24 protein-coding genes are annotated in these 21615 nt (G+C 74.4%); 11 read left to right on the top strand and 13 right to left on the bottom strand.

Annotated features, from left to right (window positions below):
• Positions 1-27: 27 nt before the first annotated feature.
• From DS079_RS01040 to DS079_RS01030, 3 genes are read right to left on the bottom strand one after another with little or no spacing between them, the layout of a single operon-like run.
• The gene (locus DS079_RS01040) at positions 28-594 is read right to left on the bottom strand and encodes a hypothetical protein (RefSeq protein WP_053918874.1); all 567 of its coding nucleotides are present in this window, start codon (positions 592-594) and stop codon (positions 28-30) included.
• Entirely contained in the window at positions 591-2615 is a 2025-nt protein-coding gene (locus tag DS079_RS01035; protein ID WP_126984460.1) for a M13 family metallopeptidase, read from the bottom strand. The genes DS079_RS01040 and DS079_RS01035 overlap by 4 nt, the downstream gene beginning before the upstream one ends.
• A gap of 31 nt (positions 2616-2646) precedes the next feature.
• Positions 2647-3450, bottom strand: a complete 804-nt coding sequence (locus DS079_RS01030) for a hypothetical protein (RefSeq protein ID WP_126984459.1) — start codon at positions 3448-3450, stop codon at positions 2647-2649.
• 70 nt (positions 3451-3520) lie between these two features.
• Here DS079_RS01030 and DS079_RS01025 point away from each other — a divergent pair, with 70 nt between their 5' ends.
• Together DS079_RS01025 and DS079_RS01020 are read left to right on the top strand one after the other, a co-directional pair.
• Positions 3521-4576 (top strand): ADP-ribosylglycohydrolase family protein, encoded by a 1056-nt coding sequence (locus DS079_RS01025; RefSeq protein ID WP_126984458.1) that lies wholly within the window; start codon positions 3521-3523, stop codon positions 4574-4576.
• Positions 4573-5310 carry an endonuclease/exonuclease/phosphatase family protein gene (locus DS079_RS01020; protein ID WP_164736056.1) on the top strand — a complete coding sequence of 246 codons (738 nt, stop codon included), beginning with the start codon at positions 4573-4575 and terminating at the stop codon, positions 5308-5310. Before DS079_RS01025 ends, DS079_RS01020 begins: the two co-directional genes overlap by 4 nt.
• An 18-nt stretch (positions 5311-5328) precedes the next feature.
• Here the strand turns inward: DS079_RS01020 and DS079_RS01015 are convergent, their stop codons facing one another.
• Together DS079_RS01015 and DS079_RS01010 are read right to left on the bottom strand one after the other, a co-directional pair.
• On the bottom strand, positions 5329-6087 hold the full coding sequence (locus DS079_RS01015; RefSeq protein ID WP_126984457.1) for a PIG-L deacetylase family protein: 759 nt from the start codon (positions 6085-6087) through the stop codon (positions 5329-5331).
• Positions 6084-7292: a glycosyltransferase gene (locus DS079_RS01010; RefSeq protein ID WP_126984456.1), complete on the bottom strand. Its 1209-nt coding sequence runs from the start codon at positions 7290-7292 to the stop codon at positions 6084-6086. Before DS079_RS01010 ends, DS079_RS01015 begins: the two co-directional genes overlap by 4 nt.
• A gap of 125 nt (positions 7293-7417) precedes the next feature.
• On the opposite strand from DS079_RS01010, the gene DS079_RS01005 reads away from it, so the two are divergent.
• A complete protein-coding gene (locus DS079_RS01005) occupies positions 7418-8017 on the top strand; it encodes a class I SAM-dependent methyltransferase (RefSeq protein WP_126984455.1) in 600 nt (199 codons plus the stop codon).
• A gap of 16 nt (positions 8018-8033) precedes the next feature.
• Here the strand turns inward: DS079_RS01005 and DS079_RS01000 are convergent, their stop codons facing one another.
• The 6 genes from DS079_RS01000 to DS079_RS00975 form a co-directional block, all read right to left on the bottom strand.
• Positions 8034-9155 (bottom strand): FAD-dependent monooxygenase, encoded by a 1122-nt coding sequence (locus tag DS079_RS01000; RefSeq protein ID WP_241237508.1) that lies wholly within the window; start codon positions 9153-9155, stop codon positions 8034-8036.
• Positions 9156-9271: 116 nt separating this feature from the next.
• Positions 9272-11209 carry an HNH endonuclease gene (locus DS079_RS00995; RefSeq protein WP_206516121.1) on the bottom strand — a complete coding sequence of 646 codons (1938 nt, stop codon included), beginning with the start codon at positions 11207-11209 and terminating at the stop codon, positions 9272-9274.
• 288 nt (positions 11210-11497) lie between these two features.
• A complete protein-coding gene (locus DS079_RS00990; protein WP_126984454.1) occupies positions 11498-12139 on the bottom strand; it encodes a response regulator in 642 nt (213 codons plus the stop codon).
• Entirely contained in the window at positions 12127-13446 is a 1320-nt protein-coding gene (locus DS079_RS00985; RefSeq protein WP_126984453.1) for a sensor histidine kinase, read from the bottom strand. Before DS079_RS00985 ends, DS079_RS00990 begins: the two co-directional genes overlap by 13 nt.
• Positions 13447-13552: 106 nt before the next feature.
• Entirely contained in the window at positions 13553-13972 is a 420-nt protein-coding gene (locus DS079_RS00980; protein WP_062949461.1) for an SRPBCC family protein, read from the bottom strand.
• Positions 13969-14937, bottom strand: coding sequence for an NAD-dependent epimerase/dehydratase family protein (locus DS079_RS00975; RefSeq protein WP_126984452.1), 969 nt, complete (start codon positions 14935-14937; stop codon positions 13969-13971). The genes DS079_RS00980 and DS079_RS00975 overlap by 4 nt, the downstream gene beginning before the upstream one ends.
• A 109-nt stretch (positions 14938-15046) precedes the next feature.
• Between DS079_RS00975 and DS079_RS00970 the strand changes: the two genes are divergently transcribed.
• Positions 15047-15742, top strand: coding sequence for a TetR/AcrR family transcriptional regulator (locus DS079_RS00970; RefSeq protein WP_126984451.1), 696 nt, complete (start codon positions 15047-15049; stop codon positions 15740-15742).
• On the opposite strand, the gene DS079_RS00965 is transcribed toward DS079_RS00970, so the two are convergent.
• Positions 15726-16064, bottom strand: a complete 339-nt coding sequence (locus tag DS079_RS00965; protein WP_126984450.1) for a hypothetical protein — start codon at positions 16062-16064, stop codon at positions 15726-15728. The two genes, DS079_RS00970 and DS079_RS00965, sit on opposite strands and share 17 nt — an antisense overlap.
• Positions 16065-16121: 57 nt before the next feature.
• Positions 16122-16877 carry a phosphotransferase gene (locus DS079_RS00960; RefSeq protein WP_126984449.1) on the bottom strand — a complete coding sequence of 252 codons (756 nt, stop codon included), beginning with the start codon at positions 16875-16877 and terminating at the stop codon, positions 16122-16124.
• Positions 16878-16969: 92 nt separating this feature from the next.
• Here DS079_RS00960 and DS079_RS00955 point away from each other — a divergent pair, with 92 nt between their 5' ends.
• From DS079_RS00955 to DS079_RS00925, 7 genes are read left to right on the top strand one after another with little or no spacing between them, the layout of a single operon-like run.
• Entirely contained in the window at positions 16970-17395 is a 426-nt protein-coding gene (locus DS079_RS00955) for a DUF6463 family protein (RefSeq protein ID WP_206516120.1), read from the top strand.
• 31 nt (positions 17396-17426) lie between these two features.
• Positions 17427-17786 (top strand): hypothetical protein, encoded by a 360-nt coding sequence (locus tag DS079_RS00950; protein WP_126984448.1) that lies wholly within the window; start codon positions 17427-17429, stop codon positions 17784-17786.
• Positions 17783-18394 (top strand): hypothetical protein, encoded by a 612-nt coding sequence (locus DS079_RS00945; protein ID WP_126984447.1) that lies wholly within the window; start codon positions 17783-17785, stop codon positions 18392-18394. Before DS079_RS00950 ends, DS079_RS00945 begins: the two co-directional genes overlap by 4 nt.
• A 1-nt stretch (position 18395) precedes the next feature.
• The gene (locus tag DS079_RS00940) at positions 18396-18971 is read left to right on the top strand and encodes a histidine phosphatase family protein (protein WP_126984446.1); all 576 of its coding nucleotides are present in this window, start codon (positions 18396-18398) and stop codon (positions 18969-18971) included.
• Positions 18968-20191 carry a PEP/pyruvate-binding domain-containing protein gene (locus DS079_RS00935; protein WP_126984445.1) on the top strand — a complete coding sequence of 408 codons (1224 nt, stop codon included), beginning with the start codon at positions 18968-18970 and terminating at the stop codon, positions 20189-20191. The genes DS079_RS00940 and DS079_RS00935 overlap by 4 nt, the downstream gene beginning before the upstream one ends.
• A gap of 29 nt (positions 20192-20220) precedes the next feature.
• Complete coding sequence (locus DS079_RS00930) at positions 20221-20814, top strand: class I SAM-dependent methyltransferase (protein WP_126984444.1); 594 nt, start codon at positions 20221-20223, stop codon at positions 20812-20814.
• Between the two features lie 10 nt (positions 20815-20824).
• Positions 20825-21601, top strand: a complete 777-nt coding sequence (locus tag DS079_RS00925) for a class I SAM-dependent methyltransferase (RefSeq protein ID WP_126984443.1) — start codon at positions 20825-20827, stop codon at positions 21599-21601.
• Positions 21602-21615: the final 14 nt, after the last annotated feature.

The following is a 21615-nucleotide window of genomic DNA, read 5'->3' as shown; positions in this document are numbered from 1 at the left end:
AGCAGACAGTCTAGCCCAGGAGCACCCTCAGCGGCGGGCACGGATGGCCTGGTCGATCGCATCGGCGGCCGCCTGGGGGTCGACGGGGGAGAGGATGTAGCAGGTGTCCTTCGTCCCGATGATCTCCACGCTCGTGCCCGGCCGGGTGACCAGCATCCGGTAGGGCCGCTGCTGCTCGGCGAGGGTGAAGATCTTCCGCCGGCCGACGGGGGTGAGCTCCTCGGGCTTCGGGGTCATCGCCCTCCCGCGCCGCCAGCCGTAGCCGCCGAGGGCGACGCCCACGGTGCCGGTGGGAATCTCCCGCAGCTGCACGGTGCGGAAGTCCTCGATCGGCCAGACCCGGCGGGGGAGGAAGCCGCCGAGGCTGACGGTGACCCCGTGCTCGTCGACCACGAAGCGGGTGGCCTGGCCCATCCACGTCCACAGCGCCAGCAGCGCGAAGGCGGCGAGCACCGCGATCGCACCCGGAGCCGAGCCGCGCTGCAGCAGCAGGCCCGACACGATCAGGCCCGCCACCACGGTGACGACGACGCGGGTCCAGCCCACGGAGGAGGGCACCGTCCGCCCGACGTGGAAGGGCGCATCGGGCCTCACCAGATGCTCACCCGCTCCTCGGGAGCGCGGTACATGCCGTCGCCCTCGCGCACGTCGAAGGCCTCGTGGAACTCGTCGAGGTGCCCGGCGACCGTGTTGCAGCGGAACTCCATCGGCGCGTGGGGGTCCACGGCCAGGCGGCGGATCGCCTCCTGGGGCCGGTTCCGGCCCCGCCACACGGTCGCCCAGGACCAGAACACGCGCTGCAGGCCGGTGAGCCCGTCGAGCTCGGCCGCGGCCTGCTCCTCGGAGCGGCTGGCGAGATAGGCCTTCACCGCGATGGAGAGCCCGCCGAGGTCGCCGATGTTCTCGCCGATGGTCAGGGCGCCGTTGACGCGGTGGGAGTCGTCGAGCTCGCGCGGGGAGAGCTCCGAGTACTGCGCGATGAGACGGGCGGCGCGGGCGTCGAAGGCCTCGCGATCCTCCGCCGTCCACCAGGAGACGAGGTTGCCGTCCCCGTCGTACTTCGAGCCCTGGTCGTCGAAGCCGTGGCCGACCTCGTGGCCGATCACCGCGCCGATCCCGCCGAAATTCACGGCGTCGTCGGCCTCCGCGTCGAAGAACGGGGGCTGGAGGATCGCGGCGGGGAAGACGATCTCGTTCCGGCCGGGGTTGTAGTAGGCGTTGACCGTCTGCGGGGTCATGTGCCACTCGGTCTCGTCCATCGGCCCGCCGACCTTCGAGAACTCGAAGTCCGCCTCGAAGCGACGGGAGGCGCGGACGGACGCGACGAGGTCGCCGGGGACGAGCTCGAGGCCGTCGTAGTCGCGCCACTTCTCGGGGTACCCGATCTTCGGGGTGAACCTCTCGAGCTTCGCGAGCGCCTTCTCGCGGGTGGCCGGGGTCATCCAGTCCAACGAGCTGATCGAGTCGCGGTAGGCGTCCATCAGGGCGTCGACCAGCGCGGTCATGCGCTCCTTGTGGGCGGCGGGGAAGTGGCGGGCGACGTACTCACGGCCGACGGCGAAGCCGACCGCGCCCTCGACCAGGGCCACGCCCCGCTTCCACCGCTCCTTCAGCTCCTCCGCACCGGAGAGGACGCGGCCGGAGAAGTCGAAGTCCTCCTCGACCAGCGCGGCGGGGAGATAGGGCGCGTAGGAGGAGACGGTGTGCATCGCGAGCCACGTGCGCAGCACGGCGAGGTCCTCCCCGGCCAGCAGCTCGGCGGCGGCGGAGACGAACTCGGGCTGGCCGACGGAGACCACGTCGAAGGCCGCGGCCGGCGCGCCGGTGCCCTCGATGTACGCGTCCCAGGGGAAGGCGGGGGCGAGCTCGCGGCGCTGCGCGGCGTCCATGGGGTTGTCGGACTTCTCCCGGTCGCGCAGGCGGACCACGTCGACGTGGCAGGCGGCGAGGCGGGTCTCGAAGTCGAGCACGGCGCGGGCGAGCTCCTCCGGGCCGCCGGCGGCGAGCCCCGCACGGCCGGGCAGCTCGGCGAGGCGGGCGAGGTTCGCCAGGTGCGCGGCATAGGCCTCGCGGGTCTCGGCGTGGTGCTCCTCGCGGTAGTAGGACTCGTCGGGCAGGCCGAGGCCCCCCTGATGGATCTTGACCTGGTACTGGGAGGAGTCGTGGTCGTCGGTCCACACATAGGCGAGCACCGCCGAGGCCCCCGAGTCGGGCGCCGCCATCCGGCGCACGAGGCCCTCGAGGTCCCGGGTCGCCCCGATCTCATCGAGCAGGTCGGCGAGGCCGGACAGGCCCGCGGCCTCGATCGCCTCGGTGTCCATGAACATGCGGTACAGCGTGCCGATCCGGGCATGGTCGGTGGTCGGGACCGGCAGGCTCCCCGCCTCGTCCGCGGTGCGCGCGACGTCGTCGGCCGCCTCCTCGACGATCTCCCGCACCCGCTCCTCGGACAGGTCGCGCAACGCGTGGAAGGCGCCGTCGCTGGACCGGTCGGCGGGCATCACGTGCTCGGCGAGCCAGCGGCCGTTGACGTGGCCGAAGAGGTCGTCCTGGGGGCGGGCGGCGGCGTCGACCTGATCGAGGTCGAGTCCGGAGGGGAGGGCAGCGGTCATCATCGGCTCCTGCGGGGGTGGTGGGGTCGGTCGGTCAGAGGCTCAGCAGTCCGAGCACGGCCAGGGCGAGGGTCAGCGCACCGAGGGCGACGGGCATGTACGCCCAGGGGGTGCGGGAGCGCTCCGCCGGCGGCCTGCGCTGGAGGACGAGGGTCGACAGCCCGGTGCCGATCGAGAGCACGGCGGTGCCGACGGCGAGCACGGGCGAGAGGATCACGAGCACGGTCGCGCCGAGCTGGAACATCACGGTGCCGAGCACGTCCAGCAGGCGCATCACGACGGCCTCACGGGCGCCGACGCGCTGGGAGAGCAGGGTCGAGATCGCCTCCTCGGACCAGTCGCCGGGCTCGGCGATGCGGCGCCGGGTCGCGACGGTCTGCGCGGTCGCCAGCACGATCCACACCAGCGCGCAGCCGGCGCCCACCCACACTCCGAGCTCGGAGCGGATGTCGGCCGGCCACAGCACGAGAGCGAGCAGCACCGCGGCGATGCGCAGCACCTCCTCGAGCACGCTGCGCACCGCGACCAGCCCTGGGTTCACGGCGAGCTGGCGGCGGGTGCGGGCGACGAAGAGGCTCGTCGCGACGAGGGAGACGAGCTGCAGGGCGCCCAGTCCGATGCCCAGCAGCAGCGGCACCGGCGTGGTGGGGGCGAAGGGCAGGATCGCCACCAGCATGACGATCGCGAGGGCGGGGATCAGCAGGGCCTGGATCGACAGGCCCTTGACGAGGTCCCGGACGAGATCCGCCCCGGTGGGGGGATGGTCATGACCGGTGTGGTCATGGGGATCGTCGGGGTCGTCGCAGTGCGGGCGGGGCTCCGCGGGGGTGTCGGTCATGGGGCTCCTTCTCGGTCCCCACCAGGGTAACGGGGCCCGGCCCGGGCCTGACCTGTGGAACCATGGGCTCGTGAGGACCCACGAGAAGCTTTCCCAGGCCCCCGGGCTGACCGCGGCACAGCGGCAGCGGGCGGTCGGCGCCGTCGTGGCCGCGGCGACCGGGGACGCGCTCGGAGCGCCCTACGAGTTCCAGGCCCCCGTCGTCGACTCCGAGGAGATCGCCATGATCGGCGGCGGCGTGCTCGGCTGGCAGCCGGGGGAGTGGACCGACGACACCTCGATGGCGATCGTCGTGCTCGAAGCCGCTCTAGCCGCCTCCGACCACCATGACCTGCGGCTCGAGTCGGCCCAGGACCACATCGCCCGCGAGTGGTACTCGTGGTCGCTGGGCACCCCGGACATCGGGAACCTCACCTCCCACGTGCTGCGCTCCGCGGCGGACATCGGCCGCGAGGCCGGCCACTACGCGCCCCGCGCGGTCGACTTCCGGGCCGCGGCCGCGAAGGCGCACGAGGACCACCCGACCTCCGCGGGCAACGGCTCCCTGATGCGCGCCCACGCCTCGGTGCTGCCCTATCTGCTCTCCCCGGACGCGGACGCGGCCGAGGCGATCGCCTCGGTGTGCCGCTTGACACACGTGCATCCGGACACGATCGAGGCCTGCATCCTGTGGGGCTTCGCCGTGCGCCACGCGATCCTCACCGGCGAGCTCGACGTGCGCGTCGGCCTCGACCAGCTCGAGCCCGAGCGCCGCACGGTCTGGCAGGACCGGATCGAGGAGGCGGAGGAGTCGACCCCGGTCATGTTCCGCCGCAACGGCTGGGTCGTCGGCGCCTTCCAGGCGGCATGGGCGGCGATCGCCGGCGTCGGCCCGATCCCCGAGGGGAAGTTCGCCCAGCGCGACGCACTGGTCGCGGCGCTCGAGGCCGCGGCCCGGGCCGGCTACGACACCGACACCGTCGCCTGCATCACCGGCTCCCTGATGGGGGCGGCGCTCGGCCACAAAGCCGTCCCGCCCGAGTGGCGACGGGTCCTGTTCGGCTGGCCCGGCTACGAGGTCGAGGAGCTCACGAACCTCGTCGAGCGGGTGATCGCCCCGCAGGTGGCCGAGGAGCCGTGCCCGTGAGCGCCGCCCGGGTCGGTGCGGGGCGCGGCGGCCGGGACCTGCGGATCCTGTCCTGGAACCTGTGGGAGCTGCGCGGCGACCTGCACGCGCTGATCGAGGCGGTCGAGGATCTCGACCCCGACCTGCTGCTGGTCCAGGAGGCGCCCCGCTTCGTGCTGCCCACGACGCGGCTGGCCTGGTTCGCCCGGCGCATCGGCCGACGGGTCCTGGTCGGCGGGCTCGGCGGGCGGGGCCTCGCGATCCTCGCGACCGAGGACGTCGCCGCGCAGGTGATCCGCCGCGGCATGCACCCGGTCGCGCAGAGCGTCACGGACCTGAACTCGACCTACCCGCGCGGGGTCGCCGCGGTACGGCTGTCGGTGCCCGGCGGCGGCGAGGTCGTCGTCTCCTCGCTCCACTTCGCGCTGCAGGAGGACAACCGTCGGCGCCATGCCGAGCACGTCGCGGCGCTGGTGCGCGGGGCGGGGGTGCCGGTGATCGTCGGCGGCGACCTCAACGAGACCGCCGACGGCGCGGCGCGGCGTCTGCTCGATCCGCTGATGCGGGACCCGGCCGCACAGTCCGAGCACACCTTCCCGGCGGCCGGACCGGTGCGCCGGATCGACGCGATCCTCGCCGGCGAGGGCGTGCAGGTGCGCGACGCACGGGCCGTCCGCTCCACCGCGCGGGTCGGCGAGGAGCGGCTCTCGGGCGCCAGCGATCACCTGCCGACGCTGCTGGACGTCAGCCTCTGACGCCCCGGAGCGGGGTGCTCAGCCCCGGAGCCCGGCGCGCAGGGCGACCGTGTCGTCCTGCCCGCCGACGTGACGGATCGCGAACCCGCCCTCGACCGGTCCGCGCAGCGTGAGCTGGGTCCGGTAGGAGTCCACCGCCCGCTCCACCGCGTCCGCAACCTGCGGGAGCTCGCGCACCACGGTGCCCGGTGCCGCGGCGTCGCTCGCGATCTGCACCAGCGGCACCCCGGTCCGCTCGGCCGCCGCGACGGCGAGGTGGTGGGCGCGCACATGGTCGGGATGCCCGTAGGTGCCCTCGTCGTCGTAGCCGATCAGCACGTCCGGGCGGGACTGCTCCACCAGGGCGACGAGGTCGTCCGTGGCCTGCTCGAGCGGGGCGAGGGAGAAGCTGTCGGGGCCGGCGTCGGGGGAGGGGCCGGCGAGCCCCTCGCGCACCCAGGCCATGCCGGAGTCGCGGTAGCGGCGCGGGGCGGCGCCGGCCGCGAGAGCAGGAGCGGTGCCCAGCCAGTGCCGTTCGGCGATCCCGAGCGCGGCGGTCGCGGCATCGATCTCCTGCTCCCGGATCTCCTCGAGGGGGCGCTCGTCCCCGTCGGCGATCGCGCCGGGGACGATCTCGCCCTCCTCGCCGCGGGTCGCGGTCACGAGCACGACGCGGGTGCCGTCGGCGGTGAGCGCGGCGAGCAGCGCGCCGGTGGAGAGCGACTCGTCGTCGGGATGGGCGTGGACGGCGAGCACGGTGCGTGCGGTCCCGAGCAGCTGCCAGGGGTCGGTGCTCATGCGCGCTCCTCCACGAGACGGGTGTACTGGGAGGCGAGCGCCTCGGCGGTCGCCTCCCAGGTGCGGGAGGCGGCGAACTCGCGGGCGGCGCGGACCGCCGCCGCGTAGCGGTCCTCGTCGTCGAGGAGCGCCTCGAGGGTCTCGGCCCAGACGTCGGGGTCGCGGCTGCTCTGCACCAGGCCGTCGGGCGCGACGGCCTCCCGCACCCCGCCGGCCGCGCGCCAGGCGAGGACGGGGGTGCCGCTGGCCTGCGCCTCGAGGGCGACGAGGCCGAAGGTCTCCGACCAGCTGGTCAGCAGCAGCGCGCCGGCGCAGCGCATCGCCTCGGCGAGCTGATCGCGGTCCAGGGTGCCGACCATCTCGACCCGGTCCTCGACGCCGAGCTCCTTCGCGAGGGCCCGCAGCGACTCGAGGTACTCGGCGAAGGCGGGGGCGGCGGAGCCGGCCAGCACGAGCCGTGCGCCCCGTGCGGGGTCGAGCTGAGCGAGGACCTCGAGCGCCAGGTCGGGACCCTTCAGCGGCTCGATCCGCGCGGTGAACAGGAGGGTGGGGCGGTGGCGCCGGGCCTGCACGTCCTCGCAGGGGTGGAAGCGGTCCACGTCCACGCCGGGGCGGACCACGGCGAGGCGCTCGCCGGGAACGCCGTAGCGCTCCACGACGGTGCGCGCCTCCGCGTCGGAGACGGCGATGACCAGGTCGGAGCCGGTCGCGGCGAACTGCTCGCCGGGGATGCGGCCCTCGGACTCGGCCGGCTCCCCGGCCTCGAGCGTCGAGGAGCCCTCGGGCGCCGCGACCGAGTGGAAGGACTGCAGGTGGGGGAGGCCCAGCTCCCGGGCGAGGGGCAGGGCGGAGACGCCGCTGAACCAGTGGTGGGAGTGGACGAGGTCGTAGTCGCCGTCGGCGAGGTGCGGCCGCAGCTGCTCGCGGAAGGGCCGGATCATCGCGTCCATGTCGCCCTTGGCGACGTGGACGGCGGGCCCGGCGTCGAGGTGCAGCAGGCGCACCCCGTCGGCGACCTCGACCACGGCCGGGGCGTCGGGGTCGGAGCGTCGGGTGAAGAGGTCGACGCGGTGGCCCAGCCGGGCGAGGGCGAGGGACTGCTCGAGCACCACGACGTTCATGCCGCCCGCGTCCGCGCCTCCGGGCTCGGTGAGCGGTGAGGTGTGCAGGCAGACCGCGGCGATCCGCAGGGAGGTGGCCGTCATCCCGCCATCCTAGAGGGGCCGCGCGGCGGCGCTCCGAGGGGCCGCTGTTCGCCCGTGACGAAATAGGACGCGGCCTGGGTCACGGGAAGTTGAACTGGGAATGAGCATGGTGGAGCCTGACAGGCATGGACACGGCGGAGAAGGTTGATTGGGCGGCGCTGAACGCCCACGCCGCGGGCCGTCCCGCCCGTCGGCTCGTGGGGAAGGCGATCTCTGCGGCCGGAGGTGACCGCCGTCCCGGGGTCGTGCTCGATCTGGGGGCCGGCGCCGGTGCCGACTCCCTCCAGTTCGCCCGGCGCGGCTGGCAGGTCCATGCCTACGACAGCGACGACACCCTCGCTGCCCGCCTGGTGGAGAACGAGCGCATGAGCGGCTCGGTGACCTTCCACCACACCGATATCCAGGACGTGGCGGAGTTCCCGTCCGCGCAGATCGTCTACTCGACCTACACCCTGGGCCTGCTCGGCCCGGAGGCGCTGCCGGAGGTGTGGGCGAAGCTCGTCGGCGCCCTCCCGCGCGGCGGCGTGATGGCGGTGGACTTCTTCGGCCCCAACGACTCCTGGGCGGAGCTGCGCGATGTCGCCACGCTCCCGCTCCACGAGATCGACGCGATGTTCCGCGACTTCCACGTGATCGACCGCTCGGTGCGCGACGAGGACGGCCGCTTCCTCGCGGAGAAGAAGCACTGGCACGTCATCACGACGCTGGCCCGGAAGGTGCGCTGAGCCGGGATCCTGCCGGTCATCCTGCGAGCGGCGCCGGAGGCGTCGTGAGCGGCGCCCCGCCGAGCAGGCGGTCCCGCAGGGGAGCGGCGCCGTCCATCATCGCCAGGCGCAGCATCATCCCCGACCCGATCCGCCAGGCCTGGCCCGGCAGCGTGCGGCGCAGGGCGTAGGCCCTCAGAGCGGCGGTGAGATCCCGCCCCGGCTCGCCGAGCCCGTCGCGCCCCCGCCCGGTTCCCTCCGTCCGGTCCTGTGCCAGCACGTCCGCGAGCGCGGCGGCGTCGGCGAGGGCGGTGTTCGCCCCGTGGCCCAGGTTGGGCGCCATCGCGTGGGCGGCGTCCCCGAGGAGCACGGCCCGGTCCCGCACCGGCACCAGGGCGGGGACGGTGCGGATGCCGTGGACGAGGGTCCGCTCGGGAGCGGCCGCGGCGAGCACCTCGTCGATCGCGGCACGCCGGCCGCCCACCACGGAGCGCAGGTGCTCGAGGCTCGCGCGAGTGCTCGGAGCACGGTGCTCGGGCAGGCATGCGAACCAGTTCGTGCCCTCTCCGGCCAGCGGGGTGATCCCGAACAGCCAGCTCCCGCCCCAGGTCTCGGAGATCTCCGGCGGCGTCCCCTCGGCGGTGCCGCGCAGCACCGTCATGCCGTGGGAGCGGGCGGCGGGCCGGCCCGGCCAGCCCGAGCGCCGCACGAGCGAGTGGACGCCGTCGGCGCCGATCAGCAGGTCGGCGCGGGTGCGCAGCGGGCGGACGTCCTCGACCCGCCGCCTGACGGTGCGGACCTCGGCGGGCAGCGCCTCCTGCAGCAGACGGACGAGCGCGGAGCGCGGGAGCAGCAGGGCGCCGCCCGCGGGGACCTCGGCGAGCACCCGCCCGTCGGCGGCGCGCAGGGTGCCCCGCTCCGGGGCGGCGGAGAGCTCGCGCACCGCCTCGAGCACCCCGATCCTGTCCAGCACCCGCTGCGCCGGGCCGAACAGTCCGAGCGAGGTCCCGACGGCGGGGATCGAGAAGCCCTCGTCGAGCAGCTCGACGTGGTGGCCGTCGCGGGAGAGCAGGGTCGCGGCGGCGAGCCCGGCGACGCCGGCGCCGAGGATCGTGAGGCGCAGCGGGCGGGTGGTCGTGGGCGGGGGAGATCCGTGCATCGCATCGTCCTCGCGGGCTGTCCGGCGGGGTCCGCGGCGCGCCCGTCACGCCGGGGCGGGGCCGACGCGGAGCGCCGACCGGTCAGTGCGAGCGTAGGCGGCGCGAGCGGTGGGAGTCACGGGGAATCCGCGCCGTCCCCGGGCGGTGCGATCCCGTCCTCTGCCCCGGATGATTCGCTCTCGGAGGGGCGGGAGGCATCTGCGGGGCGGAGGGGCGGAGGGATCACTCTCGGCGGTGACGAGTAGCCGACCGCGCCGTGCGGGCTGGTCCAGCGGTGACGGGTCGAGCCGCTGGTCGCGGTGTCGGTCGTGGGATCGCTCCCTGTGTCGGTCGCAGGAGCACTCCCGGCATCGCGCCCGTCGCCGCCGACCGCCGTGACCTCCCACGTCCCGTGCTCCTTGGCCAGGTTGCAGCGCACGCACAGCCCCTGACCGTTCTCGTAGCTGGTCGGCCCGCCGCGGTGGTGCGGCAGGACGTGGTCGATGTGGCGGATCACCGCATTGCACCAGGGCGTGCGGCAGGTGACGTCCCGCAGACGGATCAGCCGGGAGAGGCCGACGGGGAAGGCGCGCGCCCGTGACTCCATCGCCACCAGCTCCCCGGGGCGCGGGCTCGCGTACAGCCGACGGAAGACGGCGGCGGCCTCGTGGTCGGGATGCTCGAGCGGGGCGGGCGGCCCGGGCGGCGGTGGCTCCGGTGCGGGCGGCTCGACCTGCCCGTCGTGGACCGCGTCGACCGGCTCCGCGCCCTCGATCGGGCAGGCCGGCTCCGCGTCCCCGATCCGATCGGCGGCCGGAGGAGGGCCGACGTCGTCCTGCGGGCCATCAGGCCCCGCCTCGCGGATGCGCCCCGGCGGACACCCCTGCAGGGTGTCGGTGATGACGTGAGCGGGGATCGTGCCGTAGCCCTCGAGCAGCGCGCACTCGTCCTCGTCGCCCCGCCCGAGCAGAGCCCGGTCCGTGATCACGACGCCGAGGTCCAGTCGCGGTCGGGAGGCGGTGGGTGCGAGGGCGCCGCTCATGGGGGCGGCGCGCAGCACGGCGTCCACCAGCAGGTCCGCCTCGAGGGCGCGTGCAGATGTACGGGCGCCGCCGGCGCGGAGCGACTCGGAGCGGGCGTGGAGGGTCTGCATCACGGAGGTCGCGTCGAGCCCCGGCAGCACCGCGCTGATCCGCGCCATCCCGTCGGCCAGCGGTGTCATCGTCAGGTGCCGGGCCCTCGCGGCGCGCTCGGCCCGGTCCCGTGAGCCCTCGGGTTCGAGCTGCTGGATCATGCCGCGCAGGTCGGAGGCCAGGCGCCTGCGCCCGCGTCCCTGCAGCGCGTCAGGGTCCTCGGCGATCAGCCGGTCGATCTGTGCACAGGTCTCCGGGGACGCGCCGTCGAGCGTGGTCGCGACGGTCGAGGCCTGCTCCGCGGTGAGTCGTCCGCGGCGCAGCACCGAGGCAGTGCCGGGCAGTTGCTGGACGAGTCTCCGCGCCGCGGCGAGGGAGTAGGAGCCGGAGGAGGGCGAGACGCGACGGGCGAGCGAGATTTCGTGGGACGCGCCCTTGCCGCGTCGGGAGGCGGGGACGTCGCGGGCCTCGTCATCGCGTGCGATCCGCTGCTCGGCCCGCACCTGCCAGGTCGAGTCGATGGCGGCGAGCGCGGAGCGCAGGTGGTCGAGTCCGGCGAGCACGGCCAGGGCCTCCTCCCCACTGCCCGGAGCGGTGTCCGGCAAGGGGTCGCGCGTGGAGCGCGTGCGGGTGAAAGCGTGGAGGGTGGAGGTGACGATCTCGGCGAGGACCGCGCGGGCCGACGGGGCGGCGACGAGGTCTGCGAGCTGCGCGGCGGCCTGGTCCAGCGCATCGACCGTTCCACTGCTGTCGGCCGTTCCGGAGCTGCCGGCCGCCGCAGCACGGTCGGCAGGGCCGGACGCGCCGGACGCCCCGGACGCGCCGGCAGCCCCGGACGCGCCTGGCGGCCCTGACACGTCGGCCGACGAGGGTGCCGCGCCGGGGTGGGGAGCGTCCCCACCGGGGCGGTCCCCGTCATCCTGCGGTGTCGTGTTCTCCATTCCTCCAGCGTAATGAGCGTCGATTCCTGGCGACAGGCCAGGAAGGATTCTGTGGATGACGCGGTCGACGCGCTGAGATATGTGGATAAAAGTGTGGAAAAGGTGGGTGTGTGGAGGAATGGTCGGCGCGGTTTCTGCGATGCCGGTGCGGAGGTGTCGCCCGTGATGCGTCTCCGAGAAGTCGATCCCCCGGAATAGCGAGATGGCTCCTGCGTCAATGTCGTGAACGGAATTGTGCACGACCGCCGACTGTGGAGGAATGATTCGACTTGGGACGCGACGGATCGACTATTTCCCCAGCAGCGTCAGCACCGCCGTCACCCGCCGGTGCACGCTCGCGTCGTCGCTCAGCCCGAGCTTCGCGAAGAGCCGCTGGGTGTGCTTCTCGATCGCTCCGGTGCTGAGGAACAGCCGCTCGGAGATTGCGGCGTTCGTCAGTCCCTCGCCCATCAGCTCGAGCACCTCCCGCTCGCGCGGGGTGAGGTCGTCCAGCGGCGAGCGACGCCGGGAGGCGATCACCTGAGCGACCACATCAGGATCGATCGCGACCCCGCCCGCGGCGACCCGCTCGATCGACTCGAGGAAGGAGCGGATGTCGAACACCCGGTCCTTGAGCAGATAGCCCGTCGCCTCCGCCCCGGACTCGATGAGCTCGGTCGCGTAGCCCACCACCACGTACTGGCTCAGCAGGACGATCGGCGCCTGGGGCCACGCCACCCGGATCTCCTTCGCGGCCCGCAGTCCCTCGTCGCTGTGGGAGGGAGGCATGCGGATGTCCGAGATCACCAGGTCGGGCCGCAGCTCGAGCGCCCGGGCCACGAGCTCCGTGCCCGTCGCGGCGGTGCCCACCACCTCGTGCTCCGCATCCTCCAGCAGTAGGCGCAGCCCCTCGCGCAGCAGCGCCGAGTCGTCGGCGATCAGGACGCGCACGGGATCACCGCCTCCACCCGGGTGCCGTCGCCCTCGGGGGAGTGCACGCTCAGCCGGCCCTCGAGAGAGGCGACCCGTCCCGCGAGCCCGGCGAGCCCGCCGCCGGTCCGCATCTCGGCGCCGCCGCGTCCGTCGTCCTCGATCCTCACCCGCACATCCTCGCCGATCCGTGCCACCTCCACCACGACGGACCCCGCCCCGGAGTGCTTCGCGGCATTGGTCAGCGCCTCCGAGACGACGTAGTAGACGCCGATCTCGACATGCTCGGGCAGGTCCAGCTCCGGGGCCTCCACCGTCGTGGGCAGCGGGGAGATCGCCGCGAGCTCGGCGAGCGCCGCCGGCAGGCCGCGGTCCACCAGGATCGGCGGGGCGATCCCGCGCGAGAGCCGACGCAGCTCGTCGAGGGTGAGACCCAGCTGCTCCCGCGCCTCGCGCAGCACGGCCTGTGCCCGCTCGGGATCCTTCTCGGTGAGCGACTCGATCCGGGCGAGGTCCATCGAGGCGCGCACGAGCCGCTGCTGCGGACCGTCGTGCAGGTCCCGCTCGAGGCGGCGCAGCGCCGCGGACTCCGCGGAGCGGCCCGCAGCACGGGACTCCTCGGTGCGCGCCAGGCGCTGCTGCTCCTCGTACCGAGAGCTGAGCAGACCCCGCCCGACCCCGCGGTGCAGGGCGGTCAGCCCCCGCACCACGGGGCCGACGGTGAGCAGGAACAGCAGCCCCACGGCGACCTGGAGCGCGATGTCGATGGCCAGGGCCGTCGGCCCGGTGAAGCCCAGCAGGTCCGCGAATGCGCTGCGGTCCGCGTCCGGCAGCACGTTCTCCAGGATGAGCGTGGCGAGCGGTCCGCCGACGGTCCCGATCGCTCCGAGCGTCCAGGTGATCGCGAGCGGGAAGGTGATCAGGGCGAGCAGGAAGTTCACCAGCACCCACAGCGAGTCCAGCCAGCGCTGCGGATCGGTGAGCGGGGTGAGCATCCGCCGCACCCACCCCGCGCCGGCGCGCGGCTGCTTCGGCAGCGGCGTGGGCAGGTGCGTGCCGAGGATCGCGGACTGCAGGGCCCGCTCCGCGGCGGCGAAGCCGTGGGCGACGAGCACCCCGCCCACCAGGATCGGCAGCCCGACCCACACCACCACCGTCGCCGCGCCCGCCGAGAGCAGGGCGATGACGAGGGAGAAGCCGATCGCGCCGAGCACCAGGGCGAGGAACGAGTAGCCGAGGAAGCGGCCGATCCGGGACGCCCAGGCGCCGACGCCCCGGGCCTGGGCGGGGGTCTCGTCGGCCGTGCGGGGCAGGGTCATCGTGGTCATGCCTCCACTCTCGGGCCGGATCGCCGGAAGGCCCATCCTGTCACCGGGACGGTCGGTGTCGGGCTGGCCCGACACCGCTGGGCATCCATGCGTTCCTGCCCGAGCCTCAGCCCTGCTCGCAGATCTCCTTCAGCGTTGCCAGGTCCGCGCCGACGGCCTCGGCGTCCTCCGCGAACTCCGCCTCGCTCATCGCGCCGCGGCGCAGGGTGAACACCACCTCGCAGCTCTCCTCCGTCAGCGGCAGCACCCGCAGCGGGTTCAGCACGGACTCGCCGGTGGGCAGGGTGACGGTGTGGTCCACCACGCCCAGATCGTTCTCGGGGACGAAGCTGACCAGCACCCGCCCCATCGGCGAGCTCATCGACCACTGGGAGACCTCGCGCTGCACCTCGCTGCCGGCGAGCCCCGCCGCCCAGCGAGGCAGGTTCCGCGGATCGCTCACGTACTCGTACACGCGACGCCAGGGGCGGTCGATCACGACGGAGAGATGGAGGGAGGGGCCGACGGGGGCAGCGGAGTCGCTCATGGGGCGACGCTAACAGCCCCCGTGTCGCGAGCGCCCTGCGCCGCCCTGACCGTCGCGCCGACCGCGTCCTCCCAGCTCGTCGCGACGAGCCCCTCCTCCCGCTCGAGACGCCCCGGCACCTGCACGCACGGCCCGTACCAGAGCCCGGAGATCCCGTGGAGCTCACGGGCGAAGGTGTTGAACGGCGCGAGCAGGGTCAGTGCCGCCCGAGGGATCGGGATCGGCCGACGGGCGGGCGCGCCCACGAGCCGGGACACCTCCGCGATCAGCTCCCGCTGGGTGCGGGCGGGGGCGGCAGGGGCGTTCAGCACCGCATCGCCCGCGGCCCCGGTCAGGTGCTCGGCGCGACGGGCGGCGTGGAGCATCGCCGCCGCGAGATCCGGCACGTGGGTGAGGGTGTGCGGTGCGTCGGCCCGGCCGAACAGGATCGCGCGACGCCCGGCGAGCGCAGGCTCGATCACCATCGCGGTCGCGACCGCCGCCCCGGTGCCGACGGTGCTCGGCCCGATCAGGTCCGAGGCGATGACGCTGAGGGTGCGGGCCCGGTGCGCGCGGCGTGCGGCCAGCAGCTCCAGCCGCACCCGTCCCTTCTCGTCCTGCGGACTGGGCGGGGCGTCCTCCGTGAGGGAGGCGGCACCGCCCTGGAAGCCGTAGAAGGACTCCGGGAAGGTCACCGGGATCCCGCGCTCGGCGGCCGCGTCGAGCACGGCGAGCTCGCGGGGCGGGAGCTGCTCGCGCCAGAGCCGGGCGTCGTAGGGGGCGTGGAAGGTGGCCATGACGGCGTCGGCGCCGTCGATCGCGGCCCCGAGCGCCGCCGGGTCGAGCACGTCCCCGGCGATGCGCCGGATCCCGGGGGAGGGGTCCTTCGCGGTGCGGCGCAGCACGGTGACGGTGTCGCCGTCCGCGAGCGCCCGCTCGATGATCGCGCGGCCGATCTGTCCTTCTCCGATGACGAGGTGATGCATGACTGCCTCCCGAATGTGAGCACTGCTCTCTGATCTGTCGAGAGCAGTGAACACCGCTCTCGGTCCGACGTCAAGAGCAGTGCTCTCGGAGTGTGGGAGGATGCGGAGCATGAACGCCGCACCGACATCCCGCGCCCTCGCCCGGGAGCGCACCATGGCCCGCATCGTCGAGCTCGGGAACGCCCAGCTCGCCGAGAGCGGCGTCGCCGGCCTCAGCGTCCGCGAGATCGCCCGCGGCCTCGGCATGGTCTCCTCGGCGGTCTACCGCTACGTGGCCAGCCGCGACGAGCTGCTGACGCTGCTGATCGTCGACGCCTACGAGGACCTCGCCGCCGCGGTCGAGGAGCGTCTCGCGGGCGCCGGCGACGAGCCGCGCGAGCGCTTCCTCGCCCTCGGAGGGGCGATGTCGAGCTGGGCGCTCGCCGCCCCGGAGCGCTGGTCGCTGCTGTACGGCACCCCGGTCCCGGGCTACGCGGCGCCGTCGGAGACCACGAACGCGCCCGGCACGCAGGTGACCCGCGAGGTGCTCGCGATCGCGGCCGACGCGGCCCGGGGGGATCGACCGCTCGGCGAGTCGTCGGCGCTCGCCCCTGCGGTCTCGGAGCTGCTGGACCGGCATCTGACGGAGTTCGCGATCGAGGCGGACGCCGCGACCGCCGCCCGCGCCGTCACGGCCTGGTCGGGACTCGTCGGCGTGATCAGCGCCCACCTGTTCGGCCAGCTCGGCCCCGATGCGGTCGCCCTCGGCGAGGACATCCTCCGCCCCCAGATCGAGATCCTCGCGGACCTCATCGCACCGCGCTGAGCGACCTGCCCGTCGCGTCCTCGTCGAGCGCGGCCAGGACGACCCGGACGATCGCGCTCGGCGTCGCGGGCTCTCGCACCCGCGCGCCCGCCGCCGACGGTGCGACCACGACCCAGCGGGGCGTGCCTCGTCGGCGCATCCTGCCGATCTCGACGCTCCCGCCCCTGCGCAGCGGGATCACGAGCGCACCGCTCGGGCCGACGGCGAGGCGAGCGCCCAGCTCGGGACGCTGCGCGAGCAGGAGCGCACGGATCCGCTCGCGCTCGGCCCGCACCGCATCGGCGGGGACGGAGTGCGCAGCGGGGCGGCCCGACGGCGACATGCTCACGAGCCTAGGAGCGGGGTGCGACAGAGGAGCGGAGCGACGCGGGCCGTTCGCTCAGCGTCGCAGCGCCCGGGCCCAGACCTCGCGATGCCGGGCGACATGATCGGCCGCGGCACGCCAGTGCGCGCCGTGCCCCGAGACGAACATCGTCCCCCACGGCTCGCGGCCCTCGGCATGGGACCGGCGCAGCAGCGCGTGCATCGCCTCGGTGCGCTCCGCCATCGCCTCCGGGAGGTCGCCGCGCAGCTCGGGGCCCGCCCCGTAGCCGTCGACCAGGGCGGCCAGGCGCGGCGCCGCGGAGGCCGGATCCTCCCGGACGTCGTTCAGGGTGAAGGCCTGGGCGGAGTACGCGAGGTCCCACAGCCGGGTGCTCGGCGCCGCACCGTCCCAGTCGATGAACACCCATCGTTCGCCGATCAGCAGGTTCCACGGGGTGAGGTCCCCGTGGCAGATCAGGTCCGCCTCGGCTCCCGGTGACGGGATCAGCGGGACCCAGCCCGGCTCCTCCGTGGGGCGGAACGACTCGCAGGCGTCATGGACGGCGCGGATCATCGCCCCGACGCGTGCGAGCTCGTCGACGGAGAGCCTCGGCGCCTCCAGGGCGAGCGTCCCGGGGACGAACTCCAGGATCTGCCTGCCCTGCTCGTCCCGTCCGAGCGGGCTGGGGACGTCGATCCCGGCCGCGGAGACGGTGCGCATGAGCTCGTGCACCGCGGGAGTGGCTCGCTCCCAGGGCTTGCGCACCGTGTCGCCGACGCGCACCACGCCGGCGGTCGCGTTCCCGCCCTCCAGCGGCTCCTCGTGCACCATCGTGACACCGTAGCGGCATCTCCCCCTCACGGGGGAGCGCAGTCGCTCGCGGGAGGGAGGCGGGCGGGACGGGCGAGGGCGAGGCTCGTCCCATGAGCACCACCACCGACACCCCCGCACTCCGCACCCGCCCCCGTCCCGACCGCCTCACGACGGCCGCCGGCTGGAGCCTCCTCGCGATCTGCGCCCTGCACACGCTCGCCTTCTCGCTCCATCCGTACTGGGCCGACTGGCTCGCCGGACCGCTGCGCACCACCGAGGCGAGTCTCGACGAAGCGGCCCAGTTCTGGGGGCTGCCCGGCGGGTTCGTCCTCCCCGGCGTCCTGCTCGCCCTGCTGCTGATCCGTCTGGGGAGGCAGGGAGGGCGAGCGCCCGCCGCGTTCGGGCCCGTGCTCGGGCTCTGGGCCCTGGGCTGCGTGTGGATCCTCGGACCCAGCGGGTTCCTGTTCGTCCTGGTCCCTGCCGCGCTGCTCGTCCTCGCCGCCGCTCGGGGATGCCGCGCATCAACAGATGGTTGACAACGAAGTGTTGAACTCCGAGCATGGCACCATGCGACAGTCACCTGATCCCGAGGGCGAGGCCCGCCGCGCCCTGCTCGACGCCGGCGGCGCCGACCTGCCTCGTATGCCCTGGCAGCACTCGTCGGCCCCTGCCGAGGATGCGCTGCTCCTGCGGCACGCGCTGCATCGAGCGGGCGGCCGGGCCGGCAGCGACCGCACCGACGAGCTGCGCGCCGCGCTCCGGCTGCTGGACGCCGCACGCTCCGACCTCGACACGCTCGAGACCGCCCTCCTGCTCAGCGCCCGTGCCGAGGGCATGACCTGGACGGAGATCGCGGAGGATCTCGGGCTGCGCTCCGCCCAGGCGGCGCAGCAGCGCAGCCGGCGGCTCGAGGAGAGGCGAGCATGACCCGGCACCGCTCCGTGCCCGAGCTGCTCACGCTGCAGTCCCTGCGCCTGGCAGGCACCGCCGACGCCGAGAGGATCCTCCTCCCGACCGACCTCATCGAGGACCTGGTGCGCACCGCGCAGGCCTCCGGGCAGGTGGAGACCGTCGAGTTCGGGTCGAGCCGATCCCTGGTGCTGACCGCCGCGGGGCACGCCCGCCTCCGCGAGCTCCTCGCCGACGACCTCGAAGCCGCGGACGCTCAGGAGACGCTCCGCACCGTGCTGGAGGACTTCGAGCAGGGCATCAACGACGAGATGGTCCGCGTCGTCTCCGACTGGCAGCGCGCCGCACCGTCGACGGCCCCGCCGCAGGAGCTGCTGGACACGCTGGAGCGCCTCGGCTCCGCGCTGCAGGAGGTCATCGCGCCGCTCGCCGCGAGGCTGCCGCGATTCGGACGCTTCCCCGCGCAGTACGGCCTCGCTCTGCGCCGTGCCCGCGACGGGGACCTCCGCTGGATCGCCGGCATCGGGATCCTCTCGTGCCACACGGTCTGGGCGGAGCTGCATCAGGACCTGCTGTCCACCCTCGGCCGCGAGCGACTGCCCGAATCCCGTCCCGAGGAGCGCTGAGATGCCCACCCGCACCCTGCACATCGTCCGCCACGGCCGGGCCGACGCCCTCGGAGCGCTGACCGAGGAGGGACGCTCCCAGTGCCGCGCCCTCGGTCGGCGGCTCGCCGACGTCCCGCTCGACGTCATCTGGCACTCGCCGCTGCCGCGCGCCGTCGACAGCGCCGCCGTGCTCGCCGAGGGGCGCCGAGGTCTGCTGGTCGACGAGGCCCCCGAGCTCGTCGACGCGGTGCCCTTCGTGCCCGACCTCGACTCGCTGAGCCCGCGCCGCGCGGCCTTCTTCGACGGCATCGACGAGGAGGAGGCAGCGGCCGGGCACGAGCTCGCCGGACAGCTCGCGGACCGCTTCCTGCGCCCTCACCCGCCCGGGGCACGCTCCACCGAGGAGCTCCTGGTCACGCACGCGTTCCAGGTCTCGTGGCTGGTGCGCGAGGCCCTCGGGGCGCCCCCGGTGAGCTGGATGTCGCTGGGGAGGATCGAGAACACCGCGCTGACCACGATCGTGCTCGAGCAGGACGAGCTGCCCATGCTCCTCTGCGTCAACGACCGCTCCCATCTCGAGGACGACACCGCATGAGGCTGCCGATGCTCGGGGAGGAGACACGGGCGGAGCTCGGCGGCAAGGCCGCGCCGCTCGCAGGGCTCCGTCGGGCCGGATTCCCGGTGCCCGCGGGATTCGTGGTGACGCTGTCCGAGGTCGAGCGCCACCTCGCGGTCTGCGGAGCACCCGGTGCGAGCGGGACGGAGATCCGCGATCGACTCGTCGCCCAGGGCGCGGACGCCGTGCTGCGCGCCGAGCTCGCCGATGCGCTGGACGCGCTCCCGGGCGGACGCGACACCCCGGTCGCCGTGCGCTCCTCCGCCACGACCGAGGACTCGCCCGAGACCGCCGGCGCCGGCCTGCACGAGACCGTCCTGGGCGTCCGCGGTCCCGAGGCGGTGGCGGAGGCGGTGGTGCGCTGCTGGGCGTCCTGGTGGTCGCCACGACGTCTCGACCCACGTCCCGACACCGGAGAGGACGACGCCGACGGCATGGCCGTGCTCGTCCAGGTGCTCGTCGACGCCGACGCCGCCGGCGTGCTGTTCACCGGGGAGCGCCGCGTGCTCGAGGCCGTCCACGGACTCGGGGATAGCCTCGTCGGCGGCGCCGTCACCCCGGACAGGTGGGAGCTCCGCGACGACGGGTCCCGCACCCACCGCCCGGGATCACGCGACCTCCTCGCGGTGCGGCGAGAGGCCCGGGTGCTCCGCGAGCCGCTGCCCGCCGCGCTCCGGGACCGGGCACCGCTCGGCGAGGACCGCGTGCTCGAGATCGACGCGCTCGGCCGACGCGTCGAGGAGCACCTGGGCGGCCCCGTCGACCTCGAATGGGCCGTCGACGCAGCGGGCGTGCACCTGCTCCAGGCCCGTCCGCTCACCGCCGCCCTCCCCGAGCCGACGGACGAGCGGCCGCGCGGCGACGGGACGGGCACCGTGCTCCGCGGGGTCGGGGCGAGCGGCGGGTCGGCGACCGGCACGGTGCGACTGCTGCGCTCCGTCGCGGAGCTCTCCCGGGTCCGTCCCGGCGACGTGCTGCTCGCCCGCAGCACCGATCCGGCCTGGACCCCGCTCTTCCCGCTGATCGCCGCCGTGATCACCGAGACCGGAGGGATGCTCTCCCACGCGGCGATCGTGGCCCGGGAGGTCGGCATCCCCGCCGTGCTCGCCGTGCCGGAGGCGATGGAGCGGCTCGAGGAGGGTGCCGAGGTGCGCGTCGACGGGGAGCGCGGGACCATCACCGTCGTGGCGCCGAGGTGAGGGGCCGCGCCTCACCTACGCTCGTCGGGATGACAGTGCTCGAGGCCTACGCCCGCCGCGCCGAGGAGTACACCGCGCTGCTCGGCAGCGTCGAGGCGATGGCCCCTGCGGACGTCCGACGGATCGAGACCTGGGCCCGCACGGCCTGTGGGCCGCTGCTCGATCTCGGCTGCGGCCCCGGACACTGGACCGCGCACCTCGCGGCGCTCGGCCTCGAGGTCGAGGGCTGGGACCCGGTGGCGGAGTTCGTGCGGAGCGCCCGGGACCGCCATCCAGGCACCGTCTTCCGCCGCGCCGCGCTCGCCGACCTCGATGGGCATCCGGGCGCCTGGGGCGGGATCCTCGCCTGGTACTCGCTGATCCATCTCGAGCCCGCGGAGATGCCCGGCGCCCTCGGTGCGCTGCACCGGGCCCTGCGTCCCGGCGGGACCCTGCTGCTGGGGTTCTTCGACGGGGCGCGGCAGGAGCCCTTCGACCACGCCGTCGCGCCGGCGCAGCACTGGCCCGCCGGCCGGATGACCGAGCTCGTGGAGGAGGCAGGGCTCGAGGTCCTCGACGTCGAGACGCGCACGGACCCGGGCGCGCGACCCCATGCCGCCGTGCACGCCCGCTCCCCTCACTAGGCTGACACCCATGACGCAGCGCATGCAGGACGGCAGCGCGGGAGACGCGGACTACGGCGCCCTCGGGTCCACCTACTCCCGCTACCGACGCCCCGACCCGCGGCTCGCGTCCGTGATCACCCAGGCGCTCGGCGAGGCGCGCACCGTGCTGAACGTCGGCGCCGGGGCGGGCTCCTACGAGCCGACGGACCGAGAGGTCACCGCCGTCGAGCCCTCCGCGATGATGCGCGCCCAGCGCCCCGCCCACCTGTCCCCGGCCGTGGACGCGACCGCCGAGCAGCTGCCCTTCGCCGACGACTCCTTCGACGCCGCCATGACCACCTTCAGCGTCCACCAGTGGCGGGACCTTCCTGCGGGCCTCGCCGAGCTGCGCCGCGTGACGCGCGGCCCGGTCGTGATCCTCACCTGTGACCCGACCCGCGTCGAGGAGTTCTGGGTGCGGGAGTACGCGCCGGAGGTGCTCGAGGTCGAGGCGCGCCGCTACCCGTCGCCGGACGCGCTCGCCGACGGGCTCGGCGGCAGCATCTCGGTCAGCACCGTGCTCATCCCGCAGGGCTGCACCGACGGGTTCACCGAGGCCTACTTCGGACGGCCCGAGCACCTGCTCGATGCCGAGGCGCAGCGCGCCTGCTCGGCCTGGAGCCTCGTCGAGCCCGCGGTGATCGACCGCTTCACCCGGGAGCTCGCCGGGGACCTGCTCGACGGGACCTGGGACGCCCGTCATGGCGCGCTGCGCACCCTGCCGCGCTACGAGGGGTCCCTCGTGCTGCTCGTCGCCGAGCCCTGAGCCGTCCTCGCCCC

It is taken from the genome of Brachybacterium paraconglomeratum (genome assembly GCF_003994255.1).
GTDB classification, from domain to species: Bacteria; Actinomycetota; Actinomycetes; order Actinomycetales; family Dermabacteraceae; genus Brachybacterium; species Brachybacterium conglomeratum.
The sequence above is the reverse complement of the archived record's forward strand: the minus strand, read 5'-3'. Positions and strand labels throughout refer to the sequence as shown.

Excerpts from the sequence above, each read along its gene's own strand:
- DS079_RS00975 (WP_126984452.1), bottom strand. The coding sequence starts at position 14,937 with ATGCATCACCTCGTCATCGGAGAAGGACAGATCGGCCGCGCGATCATC.
- DS079_RS00985 (WP_126984453.1), bottom strand. The coding sequence starts at position 13,446 with ATGACCACGATGACCCTGCCCCGCACGGCCGACGAGACCCCCGCCCAG.
- DS079_RS00940 (WP_126984446.1), top strand. The coding sequence starts at position 18,396 with ATGCCCACCCGCACCCTGCACATCGTCCGCCACGGCCGGGCCGACGCC.
- DS079_RS00995 (WP_206516121.1), bottom strand. The coding sequence starts at position 11,209 with ATGGAGAACACGACACCGCAGGATGACGGGGACCGCCCCGGTGGGGAC.
- DS079_RS01015 (WP_126984457.1), bottom strand. The coding sequence starts at position 6,087 with ATGAGCACCGACCCCTGGCAGCTGCTCGGGACCGCACGCACCGTGCTC.
- DS079_RS00945 (WP_126984447.1), top strand. The coding sequence starts at position 17,783 with ATGACCCGGCACCGCTCCGTGCCCGAGCTGCTCACGCTGCAGTCCCTG.
- DS079_RS00960 (WP_126984449.1), bottom strand. The coding sequence starts at position 16,877 with ATGGTGCACGAGGAGCCGCTGGAGGGCGGGAACGCGACCGCCGGCGTG.
- DS079_RS01030 (WP_126984459.1), bottom strand. The coding sequence starts at position 3,450 with ATGACCGACACCCCCGCGGAGCCCCGCCCGCACTGCGACGACCCCGAC.
- DS079_RS00950 (WP_126984448.1), top strand. The coding sequence starts at position 17,427 with ATGCGACAGTCACCTGATCCCGAGGGCGAGGCCCGCCGCGCCCTGCTC.
- DS079_RS01035 (WP_126984460.1), bottom strand. The coding sequence starts at position 2,615 with ATGATGACCGCTGCCCTCCCCTCCGGACTCGACCTCGATCAGGTCGAC.
- DS079_RS01000 (WP_241237508.1), bottom strand. The coding sequence starts at position 9,155 with ATGCACGGATCTCCCCCGCCCACGACCACCCGCCCGCTGCGCCTCACG.
- DS079_RS00965 (WP_126984450.1), bottom strand. The coding sequence starts at position 16,064 with ATGTCGCCGTCGGGCCGCCCCGCTGCGCACTCCGTCCCCGCCGATGCG.
- DS079_RS00935 (WP_126984445.1), top strand. The coding sequence starts at position 18,968 with ATGAGGCTGCCGATGCTCGGGGAGGAGACACGGGCGGAGCTCGGCGGC.
- DS079_RS00925 (WP_126984443.1), top strand. The coding sequence starts at position 20,825 with ATGACGCAGCGCATGCAGGACGGCAGCGCGGGAGACGCGGACTACGGC.
- DS079_RS00955 (WP_206516120.1), top strand. The coding sequence starts at position 16,970 with ATGAGCACCACCACCGACACCCCCGCACTCCGCACCCGCCCCCGTCCC.
- DS079_RS00970 (WP_126984451.1), top strand. The coding sequence starts at position 15,047 with ATGAACGCCGCACCGACATCCCGCGCCCTCGCCCGGGAGCGCACCATG.
- DS079_RS00930 (WP_126984444.1), top strand. The coding sequence starts at position 20,221 with ATGACAGTGCTCGAGGCCTACGCCCGCCGCGCCGAGGAGTACACCGCG.
- DS079_RS01005 (WP_126984455.1), top strand. The coding sequence starts at position 7,418 with ATGGACACGGCGGAGAAGGTTGATTGGGCGGCGCTGAACGCCCACGCC.
- DS079_RS01010 (WP_126984456.1), bottom strand. The coding sequence starts at position 7,292 with ATGACGGCCACCTCCCTGCGGATCGCCGCGGTCTGCCTGCACACCTCA.
- DS079_RS00980 (WP_062949461.1), bottom strand. The coding sequence starts at position 13,972 with ATGAGCGACTCCGCTGCCCCCGTCGGCCCCTCCCTCCATCTCTCCGTC.